This window comes from Acinetobacter sp. YH12100 (assembly GCF_013419135.1).
Taxonomy (GTDB): Bacteria; Pseudomonadota; Gammaproteobacteria; order Pseudomonadales; family Moraxellaceae; genus Acinetobacter; species Acinetobacter pseudolwoffii.
In genome coordinates, this window is record NZ_VPAQ01000002.1 from 126,045 (window position 1) to 147,189 (window position 21,145).

The window sequence follows — 21,145 nt, forward strand, 5'->3', positions numbered from 1 at the left end:
CTTAAAAATAAGGAAATTCATGACCACTTATCAAATTCAATGTCATTTAAAATATAAGGTTGTCCAGACCACAGAATTTGTTTTTCTGATTCAGGCGGCACATCATTCCGATCAAACTATTCTTGAACAACAACTGACATTTAATATGCCTGTCGTATGGCGTGAATTCCAGGATTTAAATCATCAAAATCGTTATATACGTCTGCATGTCCAACCTTGTGATGTCTTTGAAGTGCATTATAACGCGACAGTTGAACGTCATCCGGTGATCAATGCAGATGCGCAGCATAATCTGAATGAAGTGCTGATTCCGGATTTGCCTGATGCGGTGCTGCCTTATTTGCTGGCCAGCCGTTACTGTAATTCGGATTTATTTGCAGAAATGGCCAAGCGGTCCTTTGGCTGGATGACGCCGGGTTATGCGCGGGTCAAAGCGATTGAACAATGGATTTATAACAATATATTTTATGTTTCTGGCAGCACGGATCAGTTTAGTACTGCAACAGATGTGCTCATCCATCGGGCGGGCGTCTGTCGTGACTTTGCTCATTTAGGTATTGCGCTGTGTCGTGCTTTAGGCATTCCAGCACGCATGGTGGTCGGTTATGTCGAAATCGAAAAGTTTTTACCCGATTTTCACGCCATTTTTGAAGCTTATTTAGAGGGTGGGTGGGTACTGTTTGATCCGACCCGTTTGGCGCCTGTAGAAAATTTAATTCGGATTGGCACTGGCGTCGATGCCGGAGATGTGGCATTTTCGACCTTCTATGGTGAGGTCGAGCTGATTAAAATCGAGCCGATTATTCGCTCTGAATCAGATGAAAATCCGCTATCAAAGCCTACTGAAATTACTGCAAAATAACATGATTTTAAACAGTTTTATCAGCTTCATTGTAAGTCATGATGTTGTTGGAATATGCAGAAGCATAAAGCCTTAGCTATTCAAAACCATTTTGATAATAAGCAATCATGCCGACATTTTTTTTCTAAAAAGTAGGCATACATGCAACATTAAAAGATATAAAACAAATATACCTTTAAGGCTGCTTGGTTCTATAATGCGGAAAATCGATAAAAAGTAAATCAGGTAGACTGTGTTTCACTCAAATCTAGACTGGCTCAATACCTTAAAACCAAACTTCAAAGTCCTTCCGCTCAAAGACCGTCTGTTATGCGGCATCGGTGCCCTGATCGGCTTGGCCGTATCCTCATTGCTGAGTTTGTGGATTCTGGGTGATTTTAAGGCCTGGTATATTGCACCGATGGGGGCGTCTTCGGTGTTGCTGTTTGCAGTGCCGGCCAGTCCTCTGGCACAGCCCTGGAATATTATGGTGGGGAATACCATTGCGGCTGTGGTCGGCGTAACCTGCGCATTATTCATGGTCAATCCGACTGAAGCTTTTAGTGTCGCCGTCGCTCTGTCGATTATGCTGATGATGACCACAGATTCCTTGCATCCCCCGAGTGGTGCGGTCGCGATTACTGCGGTCTTGGGCGGAAATGCGGTACATGATCTGGGCTATGCCTTTGTGTTTTATCCGGTGCTCTTAAATTCACTGCTGCTGATGATCATCGCCATTGTATTTAACCGCATGATTGGCAAGAGCTATCCGCAGCAGGCGCAACTGAATACCCGTTCTAAAGATCCAACCCCGACCCAGAAAGTTACCATTCAGCCGCAGGATATTCAGGACGTGCTAGACCAGCAAACAGAATTGCTGGATATCAGTGAATATGACCTGCAAAAGATTATTCTGGAAGCACAGGATATTGCCAATGCGCGGGCGGTGCATGAATTTACTTGTCAGGATATTATGACCAAAGATGTGGTCACGCTGCATGAAAATGACAATATTCATCATGCGCTGGACAAGTTTAAACAGATGAACCTGATGAGCCTGCCCGTGGTCAATGCAGAAGAAAAACTGGTCGGCACTTTGGCCATGTATGACGTGGTGGAATGGTTTAAGCGTGCTTCGGATATTCGCAGCAGTTGGGAAGATCAGGTCAGGCATATTATGAGCTTAAAAGTCGTCACGGTGCAGCCGACCCAGCCGATTCAGGATCTGGTGCCTTATTTTGTTGAACGTTCTTTTAATTATATTCCGGTGGTCAGTCAACAACAGCTGGTGGGAATTATCAGTCGTGCCGATATCATTGCTGCACTGAATCAGGAACTCAATCAACTTAAGATCAAAAGCAGAACTGAATAAGATGATTTTAGAGAAATTATCTGAGTTTAATGCATCTGCTTTGAGCAAGGATTTTGCTTAAAAAGCAGCGATACTTGCCAATAAAAAAGCACGCCAAAACGTGCTTTTTTATTGGACTTGGTTTAGAGGAAGAACCAGTAAATAAACAGTGAAATAATAAAGATACACATAATATTCAGTACAAAACCGACTTTCATCATTTCGCTTTGCTGGATATGACCGGTTCCAAAAACAATCGCATTGGGCGGGGTAGCTACCGGCAGCATAAAGGCACATGAGGCACCAATACCAATGACAATCACCAGAATTTCTTTGGGCATGCCCATCTGATCCGCAATTGCGGCAAATACTGGTACCAGCAGGGCAGCCGAAGCGGTATTACTGGTAAATTCAGTCAGGAAGATAATAAAAGTGGCGACTACAAAAATAATCATCAGCGGGGAGGCATCACCAAAGGCATTGGCCAGAGTTTGCCCCAGTACCAGCGAACTGCCTGAATCCTTCAGAATGGCACTCAAGGTCAGACCACCACCAAATAGGTACAAGACCCCCCAGTCGGTATTTTCTGCAATCTGTTTCCAGCTTGCGGTACCTAGAATTACCACCATACAGGCAGCCGAAATTGCAATCCAGGTATCCGGCTGAGAAATACCAAAAATTTCGGTGAATTTTTTACTGAAAATCCAGGCAATTGCAGTACAGAGAAAGAGGATCATGGTGGCTATACGGGTGCCGGTCCAGGGAATATCTTCGGTCACAAATTGTACTTTGTGATTTAGTTTTGGACGTAGTACCAGATATAAACTGACTAGCATGGCGGGGAGAATAATGAACATCATCGGCAAGCCGATTTTCATCCAGTCGGCAAAATCATAGCCGAGTGCCTTGGCGGCAATGGCATTCGGAGGGGAACCGACCATGGTGCCCAGCCCGCCAATACTGGCCGAATAGGCAATGCCGAGCAGGATAAAGACAAAAGTTTTACGATCCTTGCTGACATCCAGATGTGAAAGCAAGCCTAAGGCCAAAGGCAGCATCATGGCAGCAGTGGCCGTATTGGAAATCCACATGGACAGCAGCGCCGTCACCACAAAAATCGCCAGTACAGAAATACCCAAATGCCCACCAGACATGGAGATAATCCACATGGCAATTTTCCGGTCCAGCTTCTGGATATGCAATGCCGTTGCCAGCGCAAAACCACCAAAAAACAGGAAAATGACAGGATCGGCAAAAGTGGCCAAAGCGGCTTGTGTGGTGATGGGAACCAGTCCCCCGTCAGAGGCCATTGGCATGGCGAGTAACACCGCCATCACTGGAACTAAAAGTGCGGTAATGGTGATATGAATCGCTTCAGTCAGCCAGAGAATACCGATAAAAGCCAGCAGAGCCAGACCCTTATTGGCATTCTGGTCATAGGGCAGATAAAGATAGAGGCTATAGGCCACAATAGCTGCAACAACAATAAGGATCCAGCCTTTGAGCAGCCCTTTAGGCATCGCATTGGTTGGGGTGGCTAGATTGGTCTGAGTCATATGCTCTCCTTGCAAGGTTTTTATTTACGTCATTTTTTTATATCAGCTTTGAATTTGTAATTTTGCTTTGTTTAAAAAATACCCTATTTAAAGATACTATAACCAGATTGTTGCAATAATCCAGCACTTTGCCAGAGGGCATACAGGCCCAAGCCAAAAAGTAAAGCCAGGACAATCCATTTGAAGTGCTGCTGAGATAAACGATGGCGTATTTTGCCTCCGATCCAGACACCAGCAAGGGCGAATAAGCTGATCCCGATCAGAATATGCTGTTGATGGGTTTCCAGTGTGATCAGAATTGGAAATAGTAAAATCAGCTGGATCAGTTTACCGGCAATAAAATTGAGATTACTGATAATAACAATATCTATCTTTGAGAGCTGGCAACTCATCAGATACATCATCAGAAAAGGTGCCATAGCATTGGTCGCACCTCCAATAATGCCGGCCAGTAAACCAAAACAGAGCATGCTGGAAATATGCGGACTAACTTGTAAGGGTCGTGCCCGTAACTGGTCCAAGACATAAAATACAATTACCAGACCCAATAACAGTTTTAAATAAGCCTCATTTAGCCAAAGTAACAGCTTGACCCCGAGTACACTGCCGATCAGGCTACTAAGCATTAATGGCCAATAGCGTTTTATATAATAGCCAATACTATTCAACAGACTATGTGCAGGATCGGCATTGAGCATGATCAGATTCAGCAGCAAACAGGGCAGAATGACAAGGGTAACCGCGATGCTAAGCGGATATGCGCTGGACAGAACAGCCGTACTCATCATGGGAAAGCCAAAGCCGCTTAAACCATGCAGCAGGGCTGCTACGGCACAGAGCCACAGCATCATCCATTCTGCCTGAGTCATCTGACATCCATTTCAAACATTGGAATATTGAATTTATCGCTAATTGAGCTAAAAGATAAAGTAAAAAGCTGTCATACAGCATAGAAATAACAAAAATATAGGCAAAAAAAAGCCACGATAATCTAGGGGAATTATCGTGGCATCAAAATCTCACCCCATTAGACTGGGTGAAGGAGGAAGCACTTCAATACATCTTGCTATAAATTAGGATGCAGATTAATAGCGTTTATCCTGATTGACGGTGCGCACAGGATTTTGATAGTCCTGAACTTGCTGAACCTTGTCCTGTTCAATGCTGTACTGCTTTTTTGGCATGATTAACCACAGAACCAGATAGACCAGAATACCCGGAAATGCAGCACTCATGACCGAAATCACCACAAAGATAAGGCGTAATAAATTTGCGTTCCAACCAAAACGTTCAGCAATACCACCCATCACACCTGCAATCATGTTTGAGCGGTTAGAGCGATATAAACCAACATTGGCCATTAAAATCTCCTGATTAAAAATAGGGTTGAATCCTAAAACAGATCCATACTTCAAAAATGGAGTTGGATCAAAATTTTTAAAGTGCTGATTGCAAATAAATTCGTTAAGTAATGTTAATAAAGATTAAATCCAGCTCTAAGAGCCACTAACATAGTGAAAATTCTATTGAACTCTTGTGTAAAGTTCATTGGCTTGCAATGTGCTCTGTACGTGCTGTGTTTCCTAATTTAGGTATGCTTTAAAATGAAATTGGATGTATCAAGTTGTACATTAAGCAGTTTTTTTAAATTCGGCCTAATGTTGGGGGGGATGGGCATACTACAGGCTTGTGATCGCCATCAAGTCAAGCCTGAGCAGGAGCTTCGGGCAGAATCAGGACAGGAGGGGGTGAAAATTTCCGCTGCGAATGCACAGCCTGATGTTGTGCCGGTGAGTGCAAAATCTTTAACTCAGGTAGCAGGGCAAGCTACCCTTCGGGCAGAAACCGAGTCAAATCTGGCCGTCGTACCAGATTATGCCAAAGATTTTATCGGTCGCTATTATACCGAGATCGACTGTGATGGTAACTTTGCGCCCTGCAATGAGGGTAAGGCAGAATTTATTTTGACCTTAATGCCGGATGGTACGGTGCATCGCAGCATTTTGCAGTATGGCAAAGTGTTTATTGATAATGCCAAAAGTAGCACTGCCAGCAATATCACCTATCGCAAAGACCGTTGGTTTATCAATCCGGAGCGTACCGAGGTGGTGGTGAGTCGCAAAGAAGGGGCGAGCTTTTATTATACGATTAAGGATTCGAACCATCTGGTGATGAATCTGGACAAAATCTATAGTGAAAAGGAAAGAATCAATCGTGAATTATTTGATCGCGGCTATCCTGCACCCTCTAAAGCTTATGAACTGGTAAAAGACACCACATTTGATATTAGAAAATAATGCGATAAGAAACGGCGCTGCTCTTTTTTTTAGAATTGGATTAAAGAAAACTATTTATAACTGTTTAAAAATCAAAACAAGTTTTGAAGACAAATCAGCCTAAAATCCAAGCGTGAAAATATAATAGCAGCTGATAGAAAGCAAATCAAAATAGTGTAAGGGATGTTTCAGAAAAAATTCTAAGCAAAGAATGGTGGGCCGTCCGCGACTCGAACGCGGGACCAATGGATTAAAAGTCCACTGCTCTACCAACTGAGCTAACGGCCCATTCTGGGTAATCAAAATGAATTTGATTGAGATTTCTAAAACTGATGTTTTAGAATGATGGTGGGCCGTCCGCGACTCGAACGCGGGACCAATGGATTAAAAGTCCACTGCTCTACCAACTGAGCTAACGGCCCATCAAGGGATATCAAAGAAATGGTGGGCCGTCCGCGACTCGAACGCGGGACCAATGGATTAAAAGTCCACTGCTCTACCAACTGAGCTAACGGCCCTGAACCGGCATTCAAACTAGGTTTGAATGTATAGTGCAAGTCAAGCTAAATAGCTTAAAGCACCACTTTGTTTGATGGAGCGTATTGTAGCAAGATCTCATTTCAGCGCAAGCAAAAAATAACAAAGTTGCCCATGTTTGATTATAAATAGAACAATTGTGCTTTATCTAAACAAAAAATAGGCAACTTCAGTACTTAGAAGCGATATTGGTAGGCCTGAATGTTGGCAAAAATCTCTGCTGTGAGCTCAGAATAGGCCGTTGCACCTGGTAAGAGAACCAACAGGCGTTCATCGGTTTTATTCGGATCGAATGCTTGCTCTTTCAACCTGTTTTTCTGGTATTTAAAGGTGCCTGTGGTTTCAACCTGCTGTTGTATACGTAAAAATACCGGTACTGCATAAGCCGGTAAGCACTGTTTAAAGGCGCTGACCATCTGTTGCAGGTCTTCTTGATCCAGTTGCATATCTGGTTTTAAGGTCAGCGCTGCCATCCCGGCACGACCATTGGTATTTGGAATTTCAACGCCATAGACCACGGCTTCAACAATTTTGTCATACTCGGTGAGCATATTTTCGACTTCGGTGGTCGAGACATTTTCACCTTTCCAGCGGAAAGTATCACCTAAGCGGTCGACAAACTGGGCATGACGAAAGCCGATATTACGTACCAGATCACCCGTATTGAAATAAGCATCACCTTTGCCAAATACATCCTGCATGATCACGGACTTGTTTTTTTCCGGGTCGGTATAACCATCAAAGGGTGAGCGACGGGTAATTTTACCAATCAGTAAACCTGTTTCACCTTTTTTCACCCGTTTGCAGTGACCCTTGTTATCCCGAACCGGTTCATTTTTATCTTTATCAAAGGCAATAATGGCATAGGGTGTCGGGGAGAAACCGACGGTATTATCAAAATTGAAAATATTGCTAAAACCGACATTGCCTTCACTGGACGCATACAATTCCAGCACTTCCTGAATCCCAAAACGGGATTTGAACTTGTCCCAGATATTCGGGCGCATGCCATTTCCAATCATTCGGGTGACCCGATGGTCTTTTTCCAGTTCAGAGGGAGGGGCATCCATCAGATAGCGGCACAACTCACCGACATAGCCAATCGCAGAGGCATCAAATTTCTTTACATCTTTCCAGAAGGAGGAGGTCGAGAATTTACGTCGAATCGCAAGCGTTCCTGCACCTGCAATCACGCCACACCAGCACACCACCATGCCTGTGGCATGATAAAGCGGCAGGGTGCAGTACATCACATCATCTTTCTTCAGGTTTAGCACATGGCCATAGGTGCCATAAGCCAGCGTCCAGCGCCCGTTGGTAAAGATGACTGCCTTAGGCAGGCCGGTGGTGCCCGACGTATAAATGTAGAACAGCCCATCTTTGCCTTGCACCGAATGGGTGGTCGGTGGATTGAATTTCGGGGAGAGATCGATTTTTTCAGCCAGATTGATAAAGCCCGCAGGCGCCTGACCCGGATCGGCTTGAGTATTTTGATCGGCAAACCAATGCAGGCGATCACTGCTAATATTGAGGTCATCACGAATCTCGTTGACCGCGTTCCGGCACTCTTCACCGACAATCACCGCAATTGGTTTGACCAGGTTGATACTGTGGGTCAGCACCTTACCCACTTGTGAGGTATTGACCAGTGCCGTGGTGACACCGAGTTTGGCCAGACCGAGCACGCTGGCAATGAGTTCAGGGCGGTTCTCGACCATCAGCGCCACGACATCACCTTTTTTGGCACCCAAGGAAAGATAGAAATGTGCAATCTGGTTGGCCCAGGCATTAAGAGCGGTATAACTATAGCTTTGATCTTCAAAACGCAAAGCGATACCTTCCGGATTACGCTGTGAAGCTTTTTCAAAAGCCAGACCCAGACCGGCCGGTGTATTCGGAGTACGTAAATAAGCCTGTCTTAGCCCAGTCAGCAAATTAGGCACTTTGATTAAGAAGGCCGGGATTTTGGCAGCGACATCTGCAATACCAATAAGATCGTGCGGTTTCATTTGGGTCATGAGAATCCTATTTGTTTTTCGTATCCGATAGGTTTAATTTATATACAGTAGACAAGCTATCCATCTTTTAACGTTAAAAAGCTAGTGCAATCTACCTATTTTGACCAAATCTAGCAAAAAAAACCTAGTCATCGAAATGACTAGGTTTTTTTATGTGACTGCAATTGGGCAAATTATGACTCAGTTGCAGTATTGGCTTTTTTCGGTGGACGGCCACGTGGACGACGCGGGCGAGCAGCTTGCTTCTCGGCTTTTTCCGCTTCGCTGGCTTCAGCTTCCTCTACGGTCGCTTCTGCCACATCTTTGCTTTTTGCCACAGGCGCTTCTGTTTCAGCTGGAGCCGCTTCTTCGACCTGAACTTCAGCTGGTGCAACTTCAGTGGTCACTTCTACTGGTGCTGCGGTTTCAGTTGCTGGTTCCGTCGGCTGAGTATTTTCCGTCGTTTCAACCACTGCTTCCGATGCTACAGGTGCTTCAGTTACAGCTGCTTCAACAGGTTCAGCTGGTGCTTCTACTGCTACAGGTTCTGGCACAGTTTCAACCGCCGGCGCGGCTTCTACTTTTGCCTGCTGTTTGGCTTGTTGCAAAGCCTGTTCCGCAGCCTGTTTGGCCAAACGGCGACGCTCACGTGGATCGTTGGCAACACGCTTGTCTGAGACCGGTTTTGGTGGGTTCAGGTCCAGGACTGGAGCAGGCTCTGCTTCAACCTTGGCTACCGTTACTTCAACATCACGGGTGACCGGTTTTTTCTCTGCAGCAGCAGGTGCTGCGGCAGCCACCAGACTCGCGTTGTACTCTTTCGTGAACTTTTCTAAAGCACGGTTGAAGGTTGGTAATAAACCAAACTGTTCAATCAGCACTGAGCAGTCTTCACCATAGACATGACGAATCAGGCTACCAATGGTGAACTGGCCCAAAGTTGGCACTTGTGACGGTGTTAACTGCTGAGCTGCAGGTTGTTGCGACTGTGCTGCACGCTGCTGGCGACGACGCTGACGCGGATCGTTGCTGGCCCGTGTTTTTTCAGACGTTGCTTCAGTCGCTACAATTTCTTCCACAGGAGCTGTCAAGGTGGCTTCAACCACATTTTCAGCTGCAGCCGCTTCAACTGGCGCATCTACCGGTGCAGTGACTTCAACTGCTGGCGTTGCAACTGTAGCATTGTCATTCAATGCCACGATTTCGCTTTTTGCCTGGTCAATATTTACGACCATTGCTGTTGGCATCACATCCGTACGGGGTGCATCGACCAATTCAACACGAAGCTGCTTGTCATTGACGGCCGGCGCTTCAACAACTGCAGGAGCTGCCTGAGGCGCTTGTTCGTTCAGAACACTTGGATCGCGGTGGCGATTTGGGCGTTCCGGACGTTGCTGGTTGCGGCGGTCACGGCGCGGCATTGCCTGTTGTGGCTGTTGTTCATTGTTCTGAACATCATTTTGCTGCGCTGGCTCGTTGTGATGCTGACGGCGAGAATGACGCTTGTTTTCACGTGCTTCATGGCGTTGTTCTTGACGAGACACCTGAACCACTTCTTCATGCACTTGATGTTGCTGAGGTGCAGGAGCTTCAGACTGAACCTGCTCGCGCGGTTCTTTGTGCTTCGGGTTCGGGTTACGCGGTTTCTTGTTGTGACGTGGTGCCCTTTCTTCACGCTCTGCCGGTTTTTCTGCCGCATCACGTTCCTGTTTTTGTGCAACAGTCGATGGTGCCAGGTAAGCATTATTGTTGCTTGATACAGCAGCAGGTTGTGCTACGTGCTGTGGTGCTGGCTGTGCAACCGGTGCAGCCACCTGACCGAACTGGCCACGACTTACCGCACCGCCATTGATCATTTGTTCAATCGCTGCTGCAGCATTATTGGCAGTACGTGATGGATCAACAGTCGCTGCCTGTTTTTGTACAAACAGGTTTTCTAACCATGCACATGGGCTGCTTGAAGCTACTGCCTGTACAGGTGTTTGCTGTGCCACTTGCGGTTGAGCCGGCTGGTTTTGTGGATTGCGGCGTTTATTGTTATTACGGCCGTTGTTTTGTTGCGGCTGTGAAGGCGCTGGTGCTGCGTGTTGCGCATGCTGCTCTTCTTCTAGATGCCATTCAGAAGACTCATAGCCCAATTCTTTTTCACTTGAACGGGTCGCTTCGGTACGTTCATAGCTGGTTGGGGCAAAGCCTTCGGCATTATAGGTAATTTCATAATGCGGTGTTTCTAGATGCGGATGCGGCAATACTGTCACACGTACATTCGAGGTTTGTTCCAGATATACCAGGGTATGACGCTTTTCATTCAACATGAATGCAGCAATTTCGACCGGAACTTCGACCTGAACTTCACCTTGACGCTCACGCAGTGCAATCTCTTCCACTTTACGCATGATTGAAAGTGAAAGTGAACGCAAGTCACGTACCATGCCGGTACCATGACAGCGTGGGCAGACATAGCCAGTCGCTTCTTCAAGAGAAGGACGTAGACGCTGACGGCTCATTTCCATCAGGCCAAAACGTGACAATTGACCGAATTGAATACGGGCACGGTCACTCTGGGTCGCTTCACGAAGTTTCGCTTCCACCATACGCTGGTTGCGATCTTTGGTCATGTCGATAAAGTCGATCACCACCAGGCCGCCGATATCGCGTAAACGGAGTTGACGCGCAATTTCTTCTGCAGCTTCAATATTGGTGTTCAGCGCAGTATCTTCAACATCGCTACCGCGGGTCGATTTTGCTGAGTTGATGTCAATCGACACCAAAGCTTCAGTTTGATCGATGACGATCGAACCGCCAGAAGGCAGTTTTACTTCACGTTCATAGGCAGTCTGAATCTGGCTTTCAATCGCGAAATGAGCAAATAAAGGCTCATTTAAGGTATAGGTTTTTAGTTTGTCGAGTTGACGTGGCATCACTGCTTTTACGAAGTTATAAGCTTCGTTATAGGCTTGCTCAGAGTCAATCAGAATTTCCGCAACATCATCACGCAGGTAGTCACGAATGGCACGTGTCACCACACCCGCTTCCTGATGCACCAACATTGGAGATGGGCCAGAACTTGCTGTTTTCTGGATTTGTGCCCAAAGGTCAAGCAGATGTTGCAGATCAAGTTGCAGCTCTTCTTGTGAACGGCCGATGCCGGCAGTACGCACAATCACGCTCATGCCACGTGGTACGTTAAGCGTCGCCAGCATTTCTTTCAGTTCTTCACGCACAGCACCAGAAATTTGACGGCTGATACCACCACCTTTCGGGTTGTTTGGCATTAAAACCAGGTAACGGCCAGCAAGTGAAATAAACGTAGACAGGGCAGCACCTTTATTGCCACGCTCTTCTTTTTCCACCTGAACCAAAAGCTCGGTGCCTTCCGTGATCAGTTCACGGATATTTGAGGTCTGGCGTGGATCGGCTTTGTAATATGAGTTTGCGATTTCACGCATCGACAGGAAGCCTTGACGACCTGCACCATATTCGACGAATACAGCTTCTAAAGAAGGCTCAACGCGAGTCACGTGACCTTTATAGATATTGGATTTTTTTTGTTCACGGGTACGATTCTCTAAATCAAAATCGTAAAGACGCTGACCAGTGACAAGTGCAACGCGAATTTCTTCGGCATGTGTTGCATTAATCAACATACGTTTCATGGGTGTAACACCTTATAGTGATACACAGCAAAAAATCGCTATACACGTAGCGAACATCACACATCACGGATCAATGGCTCAAATCTGCAATGAATTTCATTGTGGTCTGAGTCTTTTCTTACCGGCTTCTACTTGTATAGATAGGCTTCGGTTTTGATTCACGTATTGATGATGGCAATACGGCTTCAATCTTTAAACGGATTAAAGTCACCTGAACGCTTCACTGGCGGACGAGCGGTGCATTGGATGTATGTAACTTTCACTGTCACATTGCTCGAAGATCATCCCTTCTTTATAGAAAGTGTCTTGATACGGAATTGTCGTCGTATCTTTACAAACTGTGCAGATCCAATGCATCGACGCTGTAGCCTGAAGTCGTCTTCAGGGTGCGACTAATCTGATGTGTATCAGTTTACGTTTAAAAACCAACGAAAGTTGGCGACATATTTTTTAAGACAAACTGATTTATGTACCTGAGGTACAATTAAACGCAACAGTTTGCTTTGTTTGCCGATATAATAAGCCTTCGGCGTCGGCATAATTCTTTGGGGACCTTCCCGTATCATGTGAGTCTTTAATTGAACAATCAAGTTCAGAAAAATCTGAAATGATTCAACTTTTACCCACAAACGATGGTTTCCGTGCGCTGACTATATCAAACCTTGCATCATCTGCCTATGGGCTAAGCTTATGTTTCTTGTGTAAAGCATAACCTAAGTGATCAGTTTTTAATCAATTTTAGTATTTTTTGGGTCATAGTAACTGTATGAATTCTACGCAACAATGGCAAGACGTCACTTGGTTTGAAGTGGATGAACATCAAGATGGACAACGCATCGATAATTTCCTGTTTAGTCGTCTGAAAGGTGTGCCAAAAAGCCGTATCTATCGTCTGATTCGTGAAGGCCAGGTACGGGTCAATAAAAAACGCGTCAAGGCGGAAACCAAACTGGCAATTGGTGATCAGATTCGCGTTGCGCCGATCCGTTATGAGCAAAAAGATGAATCTGCTGCGCCAATCTCTGACAAGGTTGCCAATGGTTTGTTGGCCCGGGTAATTTATGAAGATGAAGGTCTGATGGTGGTCAACAAGCCTTCAGGCATTGCGGTGCATGGCGGTAGTGGTGTGGCCTATGGCCTGATTGAAGGTTTACGTGCCGCCACCGGTAAAAAATACCTGGAACTGATTCACCGTATTGACCGTGACACGTCTGGTCTGGTGATGATCTCGAAAAAACGTAGCGTACTGAAAAGCTTACAGGACATGCTACGTGAACATAAAATTAAAAAAACCTATGCTGCTGTGGTCAAAGGTAACGTAGCACTTGACCGTCAGTTGATTGATGCGCCTTTACATCGGTATGAGCTGGCCAATGGCGAGCGTCGTGTCTGTGTATCGACGAAAGAAGGTAAAGAGTCGAAGACGCAGTGGAATGTGCAGGAACGCTTTATGCATGCCACACTGGTCTATGCCTCTCCACTTTCGGGTCGTACCCATCAGATTCGTGTACATGGTCTCAGTATTGGTCATCCGCTGGTTGGTGATGAAAAGTATGGTCATGAAACTGGCTATAACGGGCCGAAACCACGCCGTCTTTGCCTGCATGCCATGCGTCTGGAAATTCCGGGTTATGCCATGATTGAAGCACCTTTGCCGGAAGATATGCAGAGTCTGGTGGCACAGTTAAGAGCACAGAAAGCGGATAAGCCGACGGCTCAGTAAAGACTTATTTTTTTCTTTTAATAAATTCAATCCACCCTAACCCTCTTTCTTAAAGAGGGGCTAGGGGAGATTTTAGGCATTAAACCTCTCTCTACCCTCTTCTACAAGGAGAGGGCTAGAGAGAGGTGGTAAAGCTACCTAACCTTGAATCAAATTTAGGAAACCTTATGAACACACCTGTAAAACTGGTCATTTTTGATTGGGATGGCACGTTATTTGATTCGGTCAGTCAAATCGTGGCGAGTTTGCAGTTTGCAGCACAACAGTTTCAGCAGCCTTTAAGCGATGAAGACGCGAAAAGCATTATTGGCTTAGGTTTGCCTGAAGTGGCACAGCGTTTATTTCCGAATGTGCCTGAATTGCATGCCAATATTTTACAAAGCTATTCAGAACACTATGTGGCAAACTCTTCCGGAGATTCCTGGTTTGAAGGGGTGGCACATATGCTTGCGGATTTGCAGCAACACGGTGTGAAGCTGGCAGTGGCGACGGGTAAAAGCCGTAAAGGTCTGGATCGTGTCTTGAAGCAGACCAACAGTGAGCAGCTGTTTGTGACCACGCGTGCTGCCAGTGAAACCCGTTCCAAACCAGATCCACTCATGTTAGAAGAAATACTGGCAGAAACGGGTGTACAGGCCGAACATGCGCTTATGGTCGGTGACACTTCTTATGATCTGGAAATGGCACAAAATATGGCCATGCCAAGTATCGGTGTCAGCTATGGCGTGCATGAACCTGAGCTTTTGGCGCAATTTAATCCGATCTGTATCGTAGATGATGTGACCGCTTTACATGCGGCATTGTTGGCTAAAGTCCAATGGAAACAAGTGATTTAATCTATTATCTTGGTTACAGTAAAAAATGGTATTTCCCCGGTTTAAAATTGCCGGGGAGCGCCACAGATTTAAGCGTTTGCTCTTATCTTTTAGTCTAAAGTCGCAATTATGTTGATTTTATTCGGTCAGATTAGCGGAGTTTTTCTGCTAAATGATGATGCATTTTAAATACTAAGATTTTGTTTTGTCTTGGTTTTTATGGATTTTCTTTATAGATAATAGCTATAGCAAAAAATAAAATAACTATTGGCATAAAAGCCGTATTTTTCCCATCCTAAAACTGTTTATTCCTATGCTCGCTCTGAGAAAGGTAATCCTGACGGATTATCGGCCTGATCATGTCCATATTTTCTGTCCATCTTAGATCTCAGCATAAGCCTAATTTTTGCAGTTTAAGGAAACATTGATGTCGAATTCTGCTGTTGTTGAATCAGTTGCACAAGCCCTTCGTAGCGCTGAATTATCACAAACTGCGATCGCGCCGATTCGCCCAGAACTGGGTGGTGAAAGTGCTGACGTAGATATTGCCTATGCCGTTCAAGAAGTGAATACCGAGCGCGCTTTGTCTGAAGGTCGCCGTCTGGTCGGCCGTAAAATTGGTTTAACCTCTAAAGTGGTTCAAGCGCAACTCGGCGTAGATCAGCCTGACTTCGGCATGTTGTTTGCTGATATGGCCTATGGCGATGGTGAAGTAATTCCTGCAGGTCTGCTGATTCAACCTAAGGTTGAAGCGGAAATCGCATTGGTAATTAACCAGGATTTGACCAAAGAAAAACATACCTATGCAGACATTATCAGCGCGACTGAGTATGCCCTGCCTGCAGTTGAGGTGGTCGATAGCCGGATCGAAAACTGGAAAATCAGTTTAATTGATACAGTTGCAGATAACGCATCTTCCGCAGCATTCGTTTTAGGTTCTCAACCTGTAAAACTTGAAAACCTTGATCTGGTGAACTGCAAAATGGTCATGACGCGTGGTGACGAAGTTGTGTCTCAAGGTGTGGGTAAAGCATGTCTGGCCAATCCACTCAATGCTGCAGTTTGGCTGGCAGATGAAATGGTACGCCGTGGTCGTCCATTACTTGCAGGCGACATTATCTTAACAGGTGCCTTAGGGCCTATGGTTGTGGCTCAACCAGGCGATGAATTCAAAGTTGAAATTGAAGGCTTCGGTTCTGTTACAGCTGCATTTGCTGCTGAATAATCGAGATTCCAAGAGAGTACATTCATGAAAAAGATTAAATGTGCAATGATCGGTCCAGGTAATATTGGTACGGATTTGCTTTATAAATTACAACGCAGCGAATGGTTAGAGCCAGTGTGGATGGTGGGGATTGACCCGACCTCTGAAGGTCTGGCACGTGCTGCAAAAATGGGTTTAAAAACCACCGCTGAAGGTGTGGATGGTCTTCTTCCTCACGTGATTGCAGATGATATTAAAATTGCATTCGATGCAACGTCTGCTTATGTACATGCTGAAAACAGCCGCAAGCTCAATGAACTTGGCGTACTGATGATTGACTTAACGCCTGCTGCGATCGGTCCTTTCTGTGTACCACCGGTCAACCTTGAAGCATTGCTTGCGGGTGGCGAAGTGCCAAACGTAAACATGGTCACCTGTGGCGGTCAGGCAACGATTCCGATGGTTGCTGCAGTTTCTCGCGTTCAACCGGTTGAATATGGTGAGATCATTGCAACGGTATCGACTAAATCAGTAGGTCCAGGTACACGTAAAAACATTGATGAATTTACCCGTACCACTGCCGGTGCCATTGAGAAAGTGGGCGGCGCGAAACAGGGTAAAGCGATTATCATCATCAACCCGGCTGAGCCACCACTGATGATGCGTGACACAGTTCACTGTCTGGTAGAAGGTGAGCCAGATCAAGCTGCGATCACTGAATCTGTACACGCAATGATTAAAGAAGTTCAAAAATATGTACCGGGTTACAAGCTTGTCAATGGTCCAGTTTTTGATGGCAACCGCGTGTCAATTTACTTAGAAGTTGAAGGTCTTGGTGATTTCCTGCCGAAATATGCCGGTAATCTTGACATCATGACTGCTGCTGCTGCACGTACTGCAGAGATGTTTGCAGAACACGTATTCAATAAAGACGCTTAAGGAGCAACCACATGTCTAAGATTATTGTTCATGATATGACGTTACGTGATGGTATGCATCCACAGCGCCATCAAACCACTGTTGAGCAAATGATTGCGATTTCAACAGCACTTGATGATGCAGGCGTACCTTTAATTGAAGTCACGCATGGTGACGGCCTTGGCGGTTCATCCGTCAACTACGGTTTTGCTGCTGCGACTGACGAAGAATATTTAACAGCTGTTGTACCACGTATGAAGAATGCCAAAATTTCTGCACTTCTTCTGCCTGGGATCGGTACGGTTGACCATTTGAAAATGGCGCATGAAATTGGTGTATCTACTATTCGTGTGGCAACACACTGTACAGAAGCAGACTGTTCTGAACAGCACATCACGGCTGCACGCAAACTAGAAATGGACACGGTCGGTTTCTTGATGTTGGCGCACATGGCATCTCCTGAAAAACTGCTTGAAGAAGCGAATAAGATGGTGTCTTACGGTGCAAACTGTATCTATGTCACTGACTCAGCAGGTTATATGCTTCCTCAAGATGTCATCGATCGTGTTGGTCATTTACGTCAACACTTGGACCCAAGCATTGAGCTCGGTTTCCACGGTCACCATAACTTGGGTATGGGTGTATCGAATACGGTTGCTGCGGTACAAGCCGGTGCAGTACGTGTTGACTTGGCATCTGCAGGTTTGGGTGCGGGTGCGGGTAATACACCACTTGAGTTGTTCATTGCGGTTGCAAACCGTATGGGCATGGACACTGGCGTTGACTTGTTCAAAGTACAAGACGTTGCTGAAGATCTGGTCATTCCAATGATGCACAACCCGATCCGTGCCGATCGTGATGCAGCAACTTTGGGTTATGCGGGTGTGTATTCTTCATTCCTGCTGTTTGCTAAACGCGCTGAAGCAAAATATGGCGTTTCTGCACGTGAAATCCTGATGGAGCTTGGTCGTCGTGGTACGGTCGGTGGTCAGGAAGATATGATTGAAGATTTAGCATTAACCATGTCTAAAGCGCGTGAGTTACAAGCTTAACTTTTAATCGCTCAGTATTAAAATAAGTTTGATAAAAAAGCATCCAAATTGGGTGCTTTTTTATTTTAAATGAGACTGATTAATATATTAAAACTCTGGGGTGAGATGTTTTAGTTATAATATTGTAGGGCGATTATTTTGGCTTTATATTTTCCTTAAACATAAAAACGATAAATAAAAAATGGCTGCTGAAAGATTTTAAAAAATTTACTCTTATTAATAGAAGAAACAAAAGTTTGAATTAAATATCTGGTCAATTTTTTATTTTAATTAATCGTTTTAAAATCTAAGCGATTGGTTGCTTGAGGAGAGGTCTGAAATATCGGCCGATGAAAGCAGAAAATCTTAATACTGTGGTCGGATTTTTTATTTAAATCGACTTGCGCATGATGGCGACATAGATTTTATCTGTTAAATGGGGAACTCATGATGCGTCGTCAAAACTTATGGATAGCAATGTTTGCTGCGATAGCAACTTTAGGAACAACTGCAGCGAATGCAGATTTTATTGACGACAGTAATGTGCAATTAAAATTTAAAAATTTCTATTTAGATCGCCAGTATCAAGATGATGCTTCATCACGTAACTGGGGTTCTTGGTCACAAGGGGTGACTCTGGATGCCAAGTCGGGTTATCACGATATCGGTGGTGGTGTGCAGGTCGGTGCAGATCTTCTTATTCAGCATGCGTTCCGTTTGAATGGTCGTGATAATAATCCTGACTGGGTTTTACCGCATGAAGGACCAGGCAAAGGGCAAAAAGATAATTTTGGTAAAGTTGGTGCGACCTTAAAAGCCAAAGTGTCACAAACTGAACTGAAAGTCGGCGAGTTATTGCCTGTATCTCCAGTCTTGGTATTTGATCCATCGCGTCAGTTATTGACGACTTATAGTGGTGCCTGGTTAGAGTCTAAAGACCTTAAGGATACCAAGTTAACTCTGGCTTATATTGATGGCATTAATAACCGTTATGACAACCAGTTCCGTGATTTAACTTTATTTGCTCCAGGTAAAACATTGCCCGACGGTGTTTCAAAAGGACATTATGATTTAGGTCCTGAATCGGATGGCATGTGGATTGCAGGTGTAGACCACCAGCTTACTAAAGAAGTAGGTGCGAGCTACTGGTATGCCGATGTTCAAGACATTTACCAACAGCATTATCTAGGTGTCAATTACAAAACTGCGCTCGGTGAAAAAACCAAATTAGATAGCCACATCCGTTACTTCGATAACTCGGAGTCAGGTGACAAGCTGTATGGTGAGATTGATAACCAGGCTGTGTCTGTCGCTGCAAAAGTGAATCATGGTGCACATACCGTAGGTGTGGGTTACCAGCAAATGTTTGGTGATAGCGCATTCCCGACATTGGGAGGCTGGGTGCCACAGCCTTATTTGGCGAACTGGGGAGTCTCAACTTTCACAGCGCCGGAAGAAAAGTCATGGCATGTGTCTTATGGTTATGACTTTTCTGAAGTCGGCTTGAAGGGACTAAATGCAACAGCGATTTATTTCAAAGGCTATGATCAGCAAGGTACCGGAGTATATCAAAGTCAAAACTTCAATACGGATGAAGTGAATGCAATCGTCAATTACACTGTGCCAGAAGGTAAATTAAAAGGTTTAGGCGTACAGGGCATGTATATTGATGTGAATTTTGCAAATCCAGCAAAACCAGACCTTCAGGAATACCGTGTAGCAACTACTTATACCTATAAGTTCTAATTCTGCTGCCTTGATCAAGAGCGCTATCCGGTGTAGCGCTGTTTTTCTATCTGCACATAAACTAAATCCTGAAAATAAATAAGGATTTTCATATTAAAATAACCATATAAAACATAAACTTAAATTATATTTATTTTGTAGTGTGCAATCGTAATTTTGTATCAGTTGACCCGTCTTGAGCGGTTAAGATAAGGATGTAAAAAAGTCATTTTAATGAGTCAACTTGACGTCGAATTCTTGAAAAGAGAGGGACACGCAAGCGAAAGACTGTAAGAGGAAGTAATATGAGCACTGTTCAAATCCCTGACTATCAAACAGATCCGTTCTTTGGCTTGGAAGACAAATGGATTGAAACTGCTGAAGGTGAGTTGACCCATTACCACGAAATTGGTGAAGGTACGCCTATTCTATTTTTACACGGTTCAGGCACAGGTGTATCTGCTGCGGCAAACTGGTGGTTAAACCTGCCACAAATTGGTGAGCAAGCACGTTGCATCGCGATTGATACCATTGGTTATGGCCAAACTGTGGTTGCGCCAAACACTGAATATGGTATTCGTGCCTGGGTGGACCATGCGATCCGTACGCTAGATGCTTTGGGTATCGAAAAAACCTGGTTAGTGGGTAACTCTTTAGGTGGCTGGTTGGCATTCCAGTTGGCACTGGATTATCCAGAGCGTGTTTTGGGTATCGTGTCTATGGGGACAGGCGGTGCGAAACAAACTGCTGCACTCAAAGCGCATGCAAACCCGGTGTTGACTGAAGAAGGCATCAAGAAAACCTTGTCAATGTTTGTGGTAAATAAAGACTTGATCACGGATGAACTGGTTAAAGTTCGCTTTGCTTCTGCTGCAAATGACTATGCATCAAATCGTTTGATGGATGTAGTTGGCGCACGTGACCGTGACCGTTTCGAATTCCCGCTTGATTTCGAAAAAATGAAAGATATTACTGTGCCAGTGTTATTGATTCATGGTACGCAAGACGTGGTCATTCCAGTATCACGTACTTGGGACATCCTGAATGTGGTTCCAAATGCTGATGCGCACATCTTCAGCCAATGTGGTCACTGGTCTCAAGTTGAGAAAGCAGACGAATTCAATACTGTGATCAAAAACTATCTTGCTGTTCACGGCGTAAAATAATTTTACCGTGTTTTAAAAAGGGATGGCTTCGGTCATCCTTTTTTTGTGGGCAAAATATTGAACAGAATGTATTTAAGTGCATATGATTCTCATTTGTATAGGTTGATGTAAAAATCTAATTATTTTTAGCAAGTTATTAAATTTAAGCCGAGAAAAAACTGACTTAACTTTTATTAGACTTAAGTTGTAAATGAAGGGAGTTTAGGGTGAAAAACAGGCAGTATTAGCCTAGATCAGGCGACCAATTAAGGAGCTACAGATTGATCCTTTATCAAAAAATAGAATTTAAAATAAATTTTTTAGCAAAAAATGATAAAACAAAAAAGCACATGCCACTCAAAAGTTGAAT

The 21,145-nt window shown here is 44.7% G+C and carries 15 protein-coding genes and 3 tRNA genes; 10 read left to right on the top strand and 8 right to left on the bottom strand.

Annotation, left to right across the window (positions count from 1 at the left end; translation table 11 throughout):
* Window positions 1-19 precede the first annotated feature (19 nt).
* Window positions 20-862, top strand: a complete 843-nt coding sequence (locus FTU40_RS02465) for a transglutaminase family protein (protein ID WP_180039650.1) — start codon at window positions 20-22, stop codon at window positions 860-862.
* Between the two features lie 232 nt (window positions 863-1,094).
* The gene (locus FTU40_RS02470) at window positions 1,095-2,213 is read left to right on the top strand and encodes an HPP family protein (RefSeq protein ID WP_180039652.1); all 1,119 of its coding nucleotides are present in this window, start codon (window positions 1,095-1,097) and stop codon (window positions 2,211-2,213) included.
* Window positions 2,214-2,335: 122 nt separating this feature from the next.
* Here FTU40_RS02470 and FTU40_RS02475 read toward each other — a convergent pair whose 3' ends face one another.
* From FTU40_RS02475 to FTU40_RS02485, 3 genes are all read right to left on the bottom strand, one after another.
* Window positions 2,336-3,748, bottom strand: coding sequence for a DASS family sodium-coupled anion symporter (locus FTU40_RS02475; protein ID WP_005172903.1), 1,413 nt, complete (start codon window positions 3,746-3,748; stop codon window positions 2,336-2,338).
* Between the two features lie 83 nt (window positions 3,749-3,831).
* Window positions 3,832-4,617, bottom strand: a complete 786-nt coding sequence (locus FTU40_RS02480) for a sulfite exporter TauE/SafE family protein (RefSeq protein WP_100329294.1) — start codon at window positions 4,615-4,617, stop codon at window positions 3,832-3,834.
* 216 nt (window positions 4,618-4,833) lie between these two features.
* Window positions 4,834-5,109, bottom strand: coding sequence for a PspC domain-containing protein (locus FTU40_RS02485; protein WP_005172901.1), 276 nt, complete (start codon window positions 5,107-5,109; stop codon window positions 4,834-4,836).
* 243 nt (window positions 5,110-5,352) lie between these two features.
* Here FTU40_RS02485 and FTU40_RS02490 point away from each other — a divergent pair, with 243 nt between their 5' ends.
* Entirely contained in the window at window positions 5,353-6,045 is a 693-nt protein-coding gene (locus FTU40_RS02490; RefSeq protein ID WP_180039653.1) for a hypothetical protein, read from the top strand.
* Between the two features lie 191 nt (window positions 6,046-6,236).
* Here the strand turns inward: FTU40_RS02490 and FTU40_RS02495 are convergent.
* The 5 genes from FTU40_RS02495 to FTU40_RS02515 all read right to left on the bottom strand — a co-directional run bounded on the left by FTU40_RS02495 (window position 6,237) and on the right by FTU40_RS02515 (window position 12,214).
* A tRNA-Lys gene (locus tag FTU40_RS02495) sits at window positions 6,237-6,312 on the bottom strand.
* Between the two features lie 58 nt (window positions 6,313-6,370).
* Window positions 6,371-6,446: transfer RNA gene (locus FTU40_RS02500), tRNA-Lys, on the bottom strand.
* Window positions 6,447-6,466: 20 nt separating this feature from the next.
* Window positions 6,467-6,542: transfer RNA gene (locus FTU40_RS02505), tRNA-Lys, on the bottom strand.
* A 195-nt stretch (window positions 6,543-6,737) separates the two neighbouring features.
* Window positions 6,738-8,579, bottom strand: a complete 1,842-nt coding sequence (locus tag FTU40_RS02510; protein ID WP_180039655.1) for a long-chain-acyl-CoA synthetase — start codon at window positions 8,577-8,579, stop codon at window positions 6,738-6,740.
* Between the two features lie 173 nt (window positions 8,580-8,752).
* A complete protein-coding gene (locus FTU40_RS02515) occupies window positions 8,753-12,214 on the bottom strand; it encodes an Rne/Rng family ribonuclease (protein ID WP_180039657.1) in 3,462 nt (1,153 codons plus the stop codon).
* Window positions 12,215-12,980: 766 nt separating this feature from the next.
* Between FTU40_RS02515 and FTU40_RS02520 the strand changes: the two genes are divergently transcribed.
* From FTU40_RS02520 to FTU40_RS02550, 7 genes are all read left to right on the top strand, one after another.
* Entirely contained in the window at window positions 12,981-13,937 is a 957-nt protein-coding gene (locus tag FTU40_RS02520; protein ID WP_180039659.1) for an RluA family pseudouridine synthase, read from the top strand.
* Window positions 13,938-14,104: 167 nt separating this feature from the next.
* Complete coding sequence (locus FTU40_RS02525; RefSeq protein ID WP_180039661.1) at window positions 14,105-14,773, top strand: HAD-IA family hydrolase; 669 nt, start codon at window positions 14,105-14,107, stop codon at window positions 14,771-14,773.
* 406 nt (window positions 14,774-15,179) lie between these two features.
* Complete coding sequence (locus FTU40_RS02530) at window positions 15,180-15,977, top strand: 2-keto-4-pentenoate hydratase (RefSeq protein WP_005095421.1); 798 nt, start codon at window positions 15,180-15,182, stop codon at window positions 15,975-15,977.
* Between the two features lie 24 nt (window positions 15,978-16,001).
* Window positions 16,002-16,895: an acetaldehyde dehydrogenase (acetylating) gene (locus FTU40_RS02535; RefSeq protein ID WP_004278526.1), complete on the top strand. Its 894-nt coding sequence runs from the start codon at window positions 16,002-16,004 to the stop codon at window positions 16,893-16,895.
* An 11-nt stretch (window positions 16,896-16,906) separates the two neighbouring features.
* Entirely contained in the window at window positions 16,907-17,926 is a 1,020-nt protein-coding gene (gene dmpG, locus FTU40_RS02540; protein ID WP_100534659.1) for a 4-hydroxy-2-oxovalerate aldolase, read from the top strand.
* A gap of 429 nt (window positions 17,927-18,355) precedes the next feature.
* Window positions 18,356-19,651, top strand: coding sequence for an OprD family outer membrane porin (locus FTU40_RS02545; RefSeq protein ID WP_180039664.1), 1,296 nt, complete (start codon window positions 18,356-18,358; stop codon window positions 19,649-19,651).
* A gap of 284 nt (window positions 19,652-19,935) precedes the next feature.
* Window positions 19,936-20,796: an alpha/beta fold hydrolase gene (locus tag FTU40_RS02550; protein ID WP_005095425.1), complete on the top strand. Its 861-nt coding sequence runs from the start codon at window positions 19,936-19,938 to the stop codon at window positions 20,794-20,796.
* Window positions 20,797-21,145: the final 349 nt, after the last annotated feature.

Excerpts from the sequence above, each read along its gene's own strand:
- FTU40_RS02465 (WP_180039650.1), top strand. The coding sequence starts at position 20 with ATGACCACTTATCAAATTCAATGTCATTTAAAATATAAGGTTGTCCAG.
- FTU40_RS02475 (WP_005172903.1), bottom strand. The coding sequence starts at position 3,748 with ATGACTCAGACCAATCTAGCCACCCCAACCAATGCGATGCCTAAAGGG.
- FTU40_RS02480 (WP_100329294.1), bottom strand. The coding sequence starts at position 4,617 with ATGACTCAGGCAGAATGGATGATGCTGTGGCTCTGTGCCGTAGCAGCC.
- FTU40_RS02485 (WP_005172901.1), bottom strand. The coding sequence starts at position 5,109 with ATGGCCAATGTTGGTTTATATCGCTCTAACCGCTCAAACATGATTGCA.
- FTU40_RS02490 (WP_180039653.1), top strand. The coding sequence starts at position 5,353 with ATGAAATTGGATGTATCAAGTTGTACATTAAGCAGTTTTTTTAAATTC.
- FTU40_RS02510 (WP_180039655.1), bottom strand. The coding sequence starts at position 8,579 with ATGACCCAAATGAAACCGCACGATCTTATTGGTATTGCAGATGTCGCT.
- FTU40_RS02515 (WP_180039657.1), bottom strand. The coding sequence starts at position 12,214 with ATGAAACGTATGTTGATTAATGCAACACATGCCGAAGAAATTCGCGTT.
- FTU40_RS02520 (WP_180039659.1), top strand. The coding sequence starts at position 12,981 with ATGAATTCTACGCAACAATGGCAAGACGTCACTTGGTTTGAAGTGGAT.
- FTU40_RS02525 (WP_180039661.1), top strand. The coding sequence starts at position 14,105 with ATGAACACACCTGTAAAACTGGTCATTTTTGATTGGGATGGCACGTTA.
- FTU40_RS02530 (WP_005095421.1), top strand. The coding sequence starts at position 15,180 with ATGTCGAATTCTGCTGTTGTTGAATCAGTTGCACAAGCCCTTCGTAGC.
- FTU40_RS02535 (WP_004278526.1), top strand. The coding sequence starts at position 16,002 with ATGAAAAAGATTAAATGTGCAATGATCGGTCCAGGTAATATTGGTACG.
- dmpG (WP_100534659.1), top strand. The coding sequence starts at position 16,907 with ATGTCTAAGATTATTGTTCATGATATGACGTTACGTGATGGTATGCAT.
- FTU40_RS02545 (WP_180039664.1), top strand. The coding sequence starts at position 18,356 with ATGCGTCGTCAAAACTTATGGATAGCAATGTTTGCTGCGATAGCAACT.
- FTU40_RS02550 (WP_005095425.1), top strand. The coding sequence starts at position 19,936 with ATGAGCACTGTTCAAATCCCTGACTATCAAACAGATCCGTTCTTTGGC.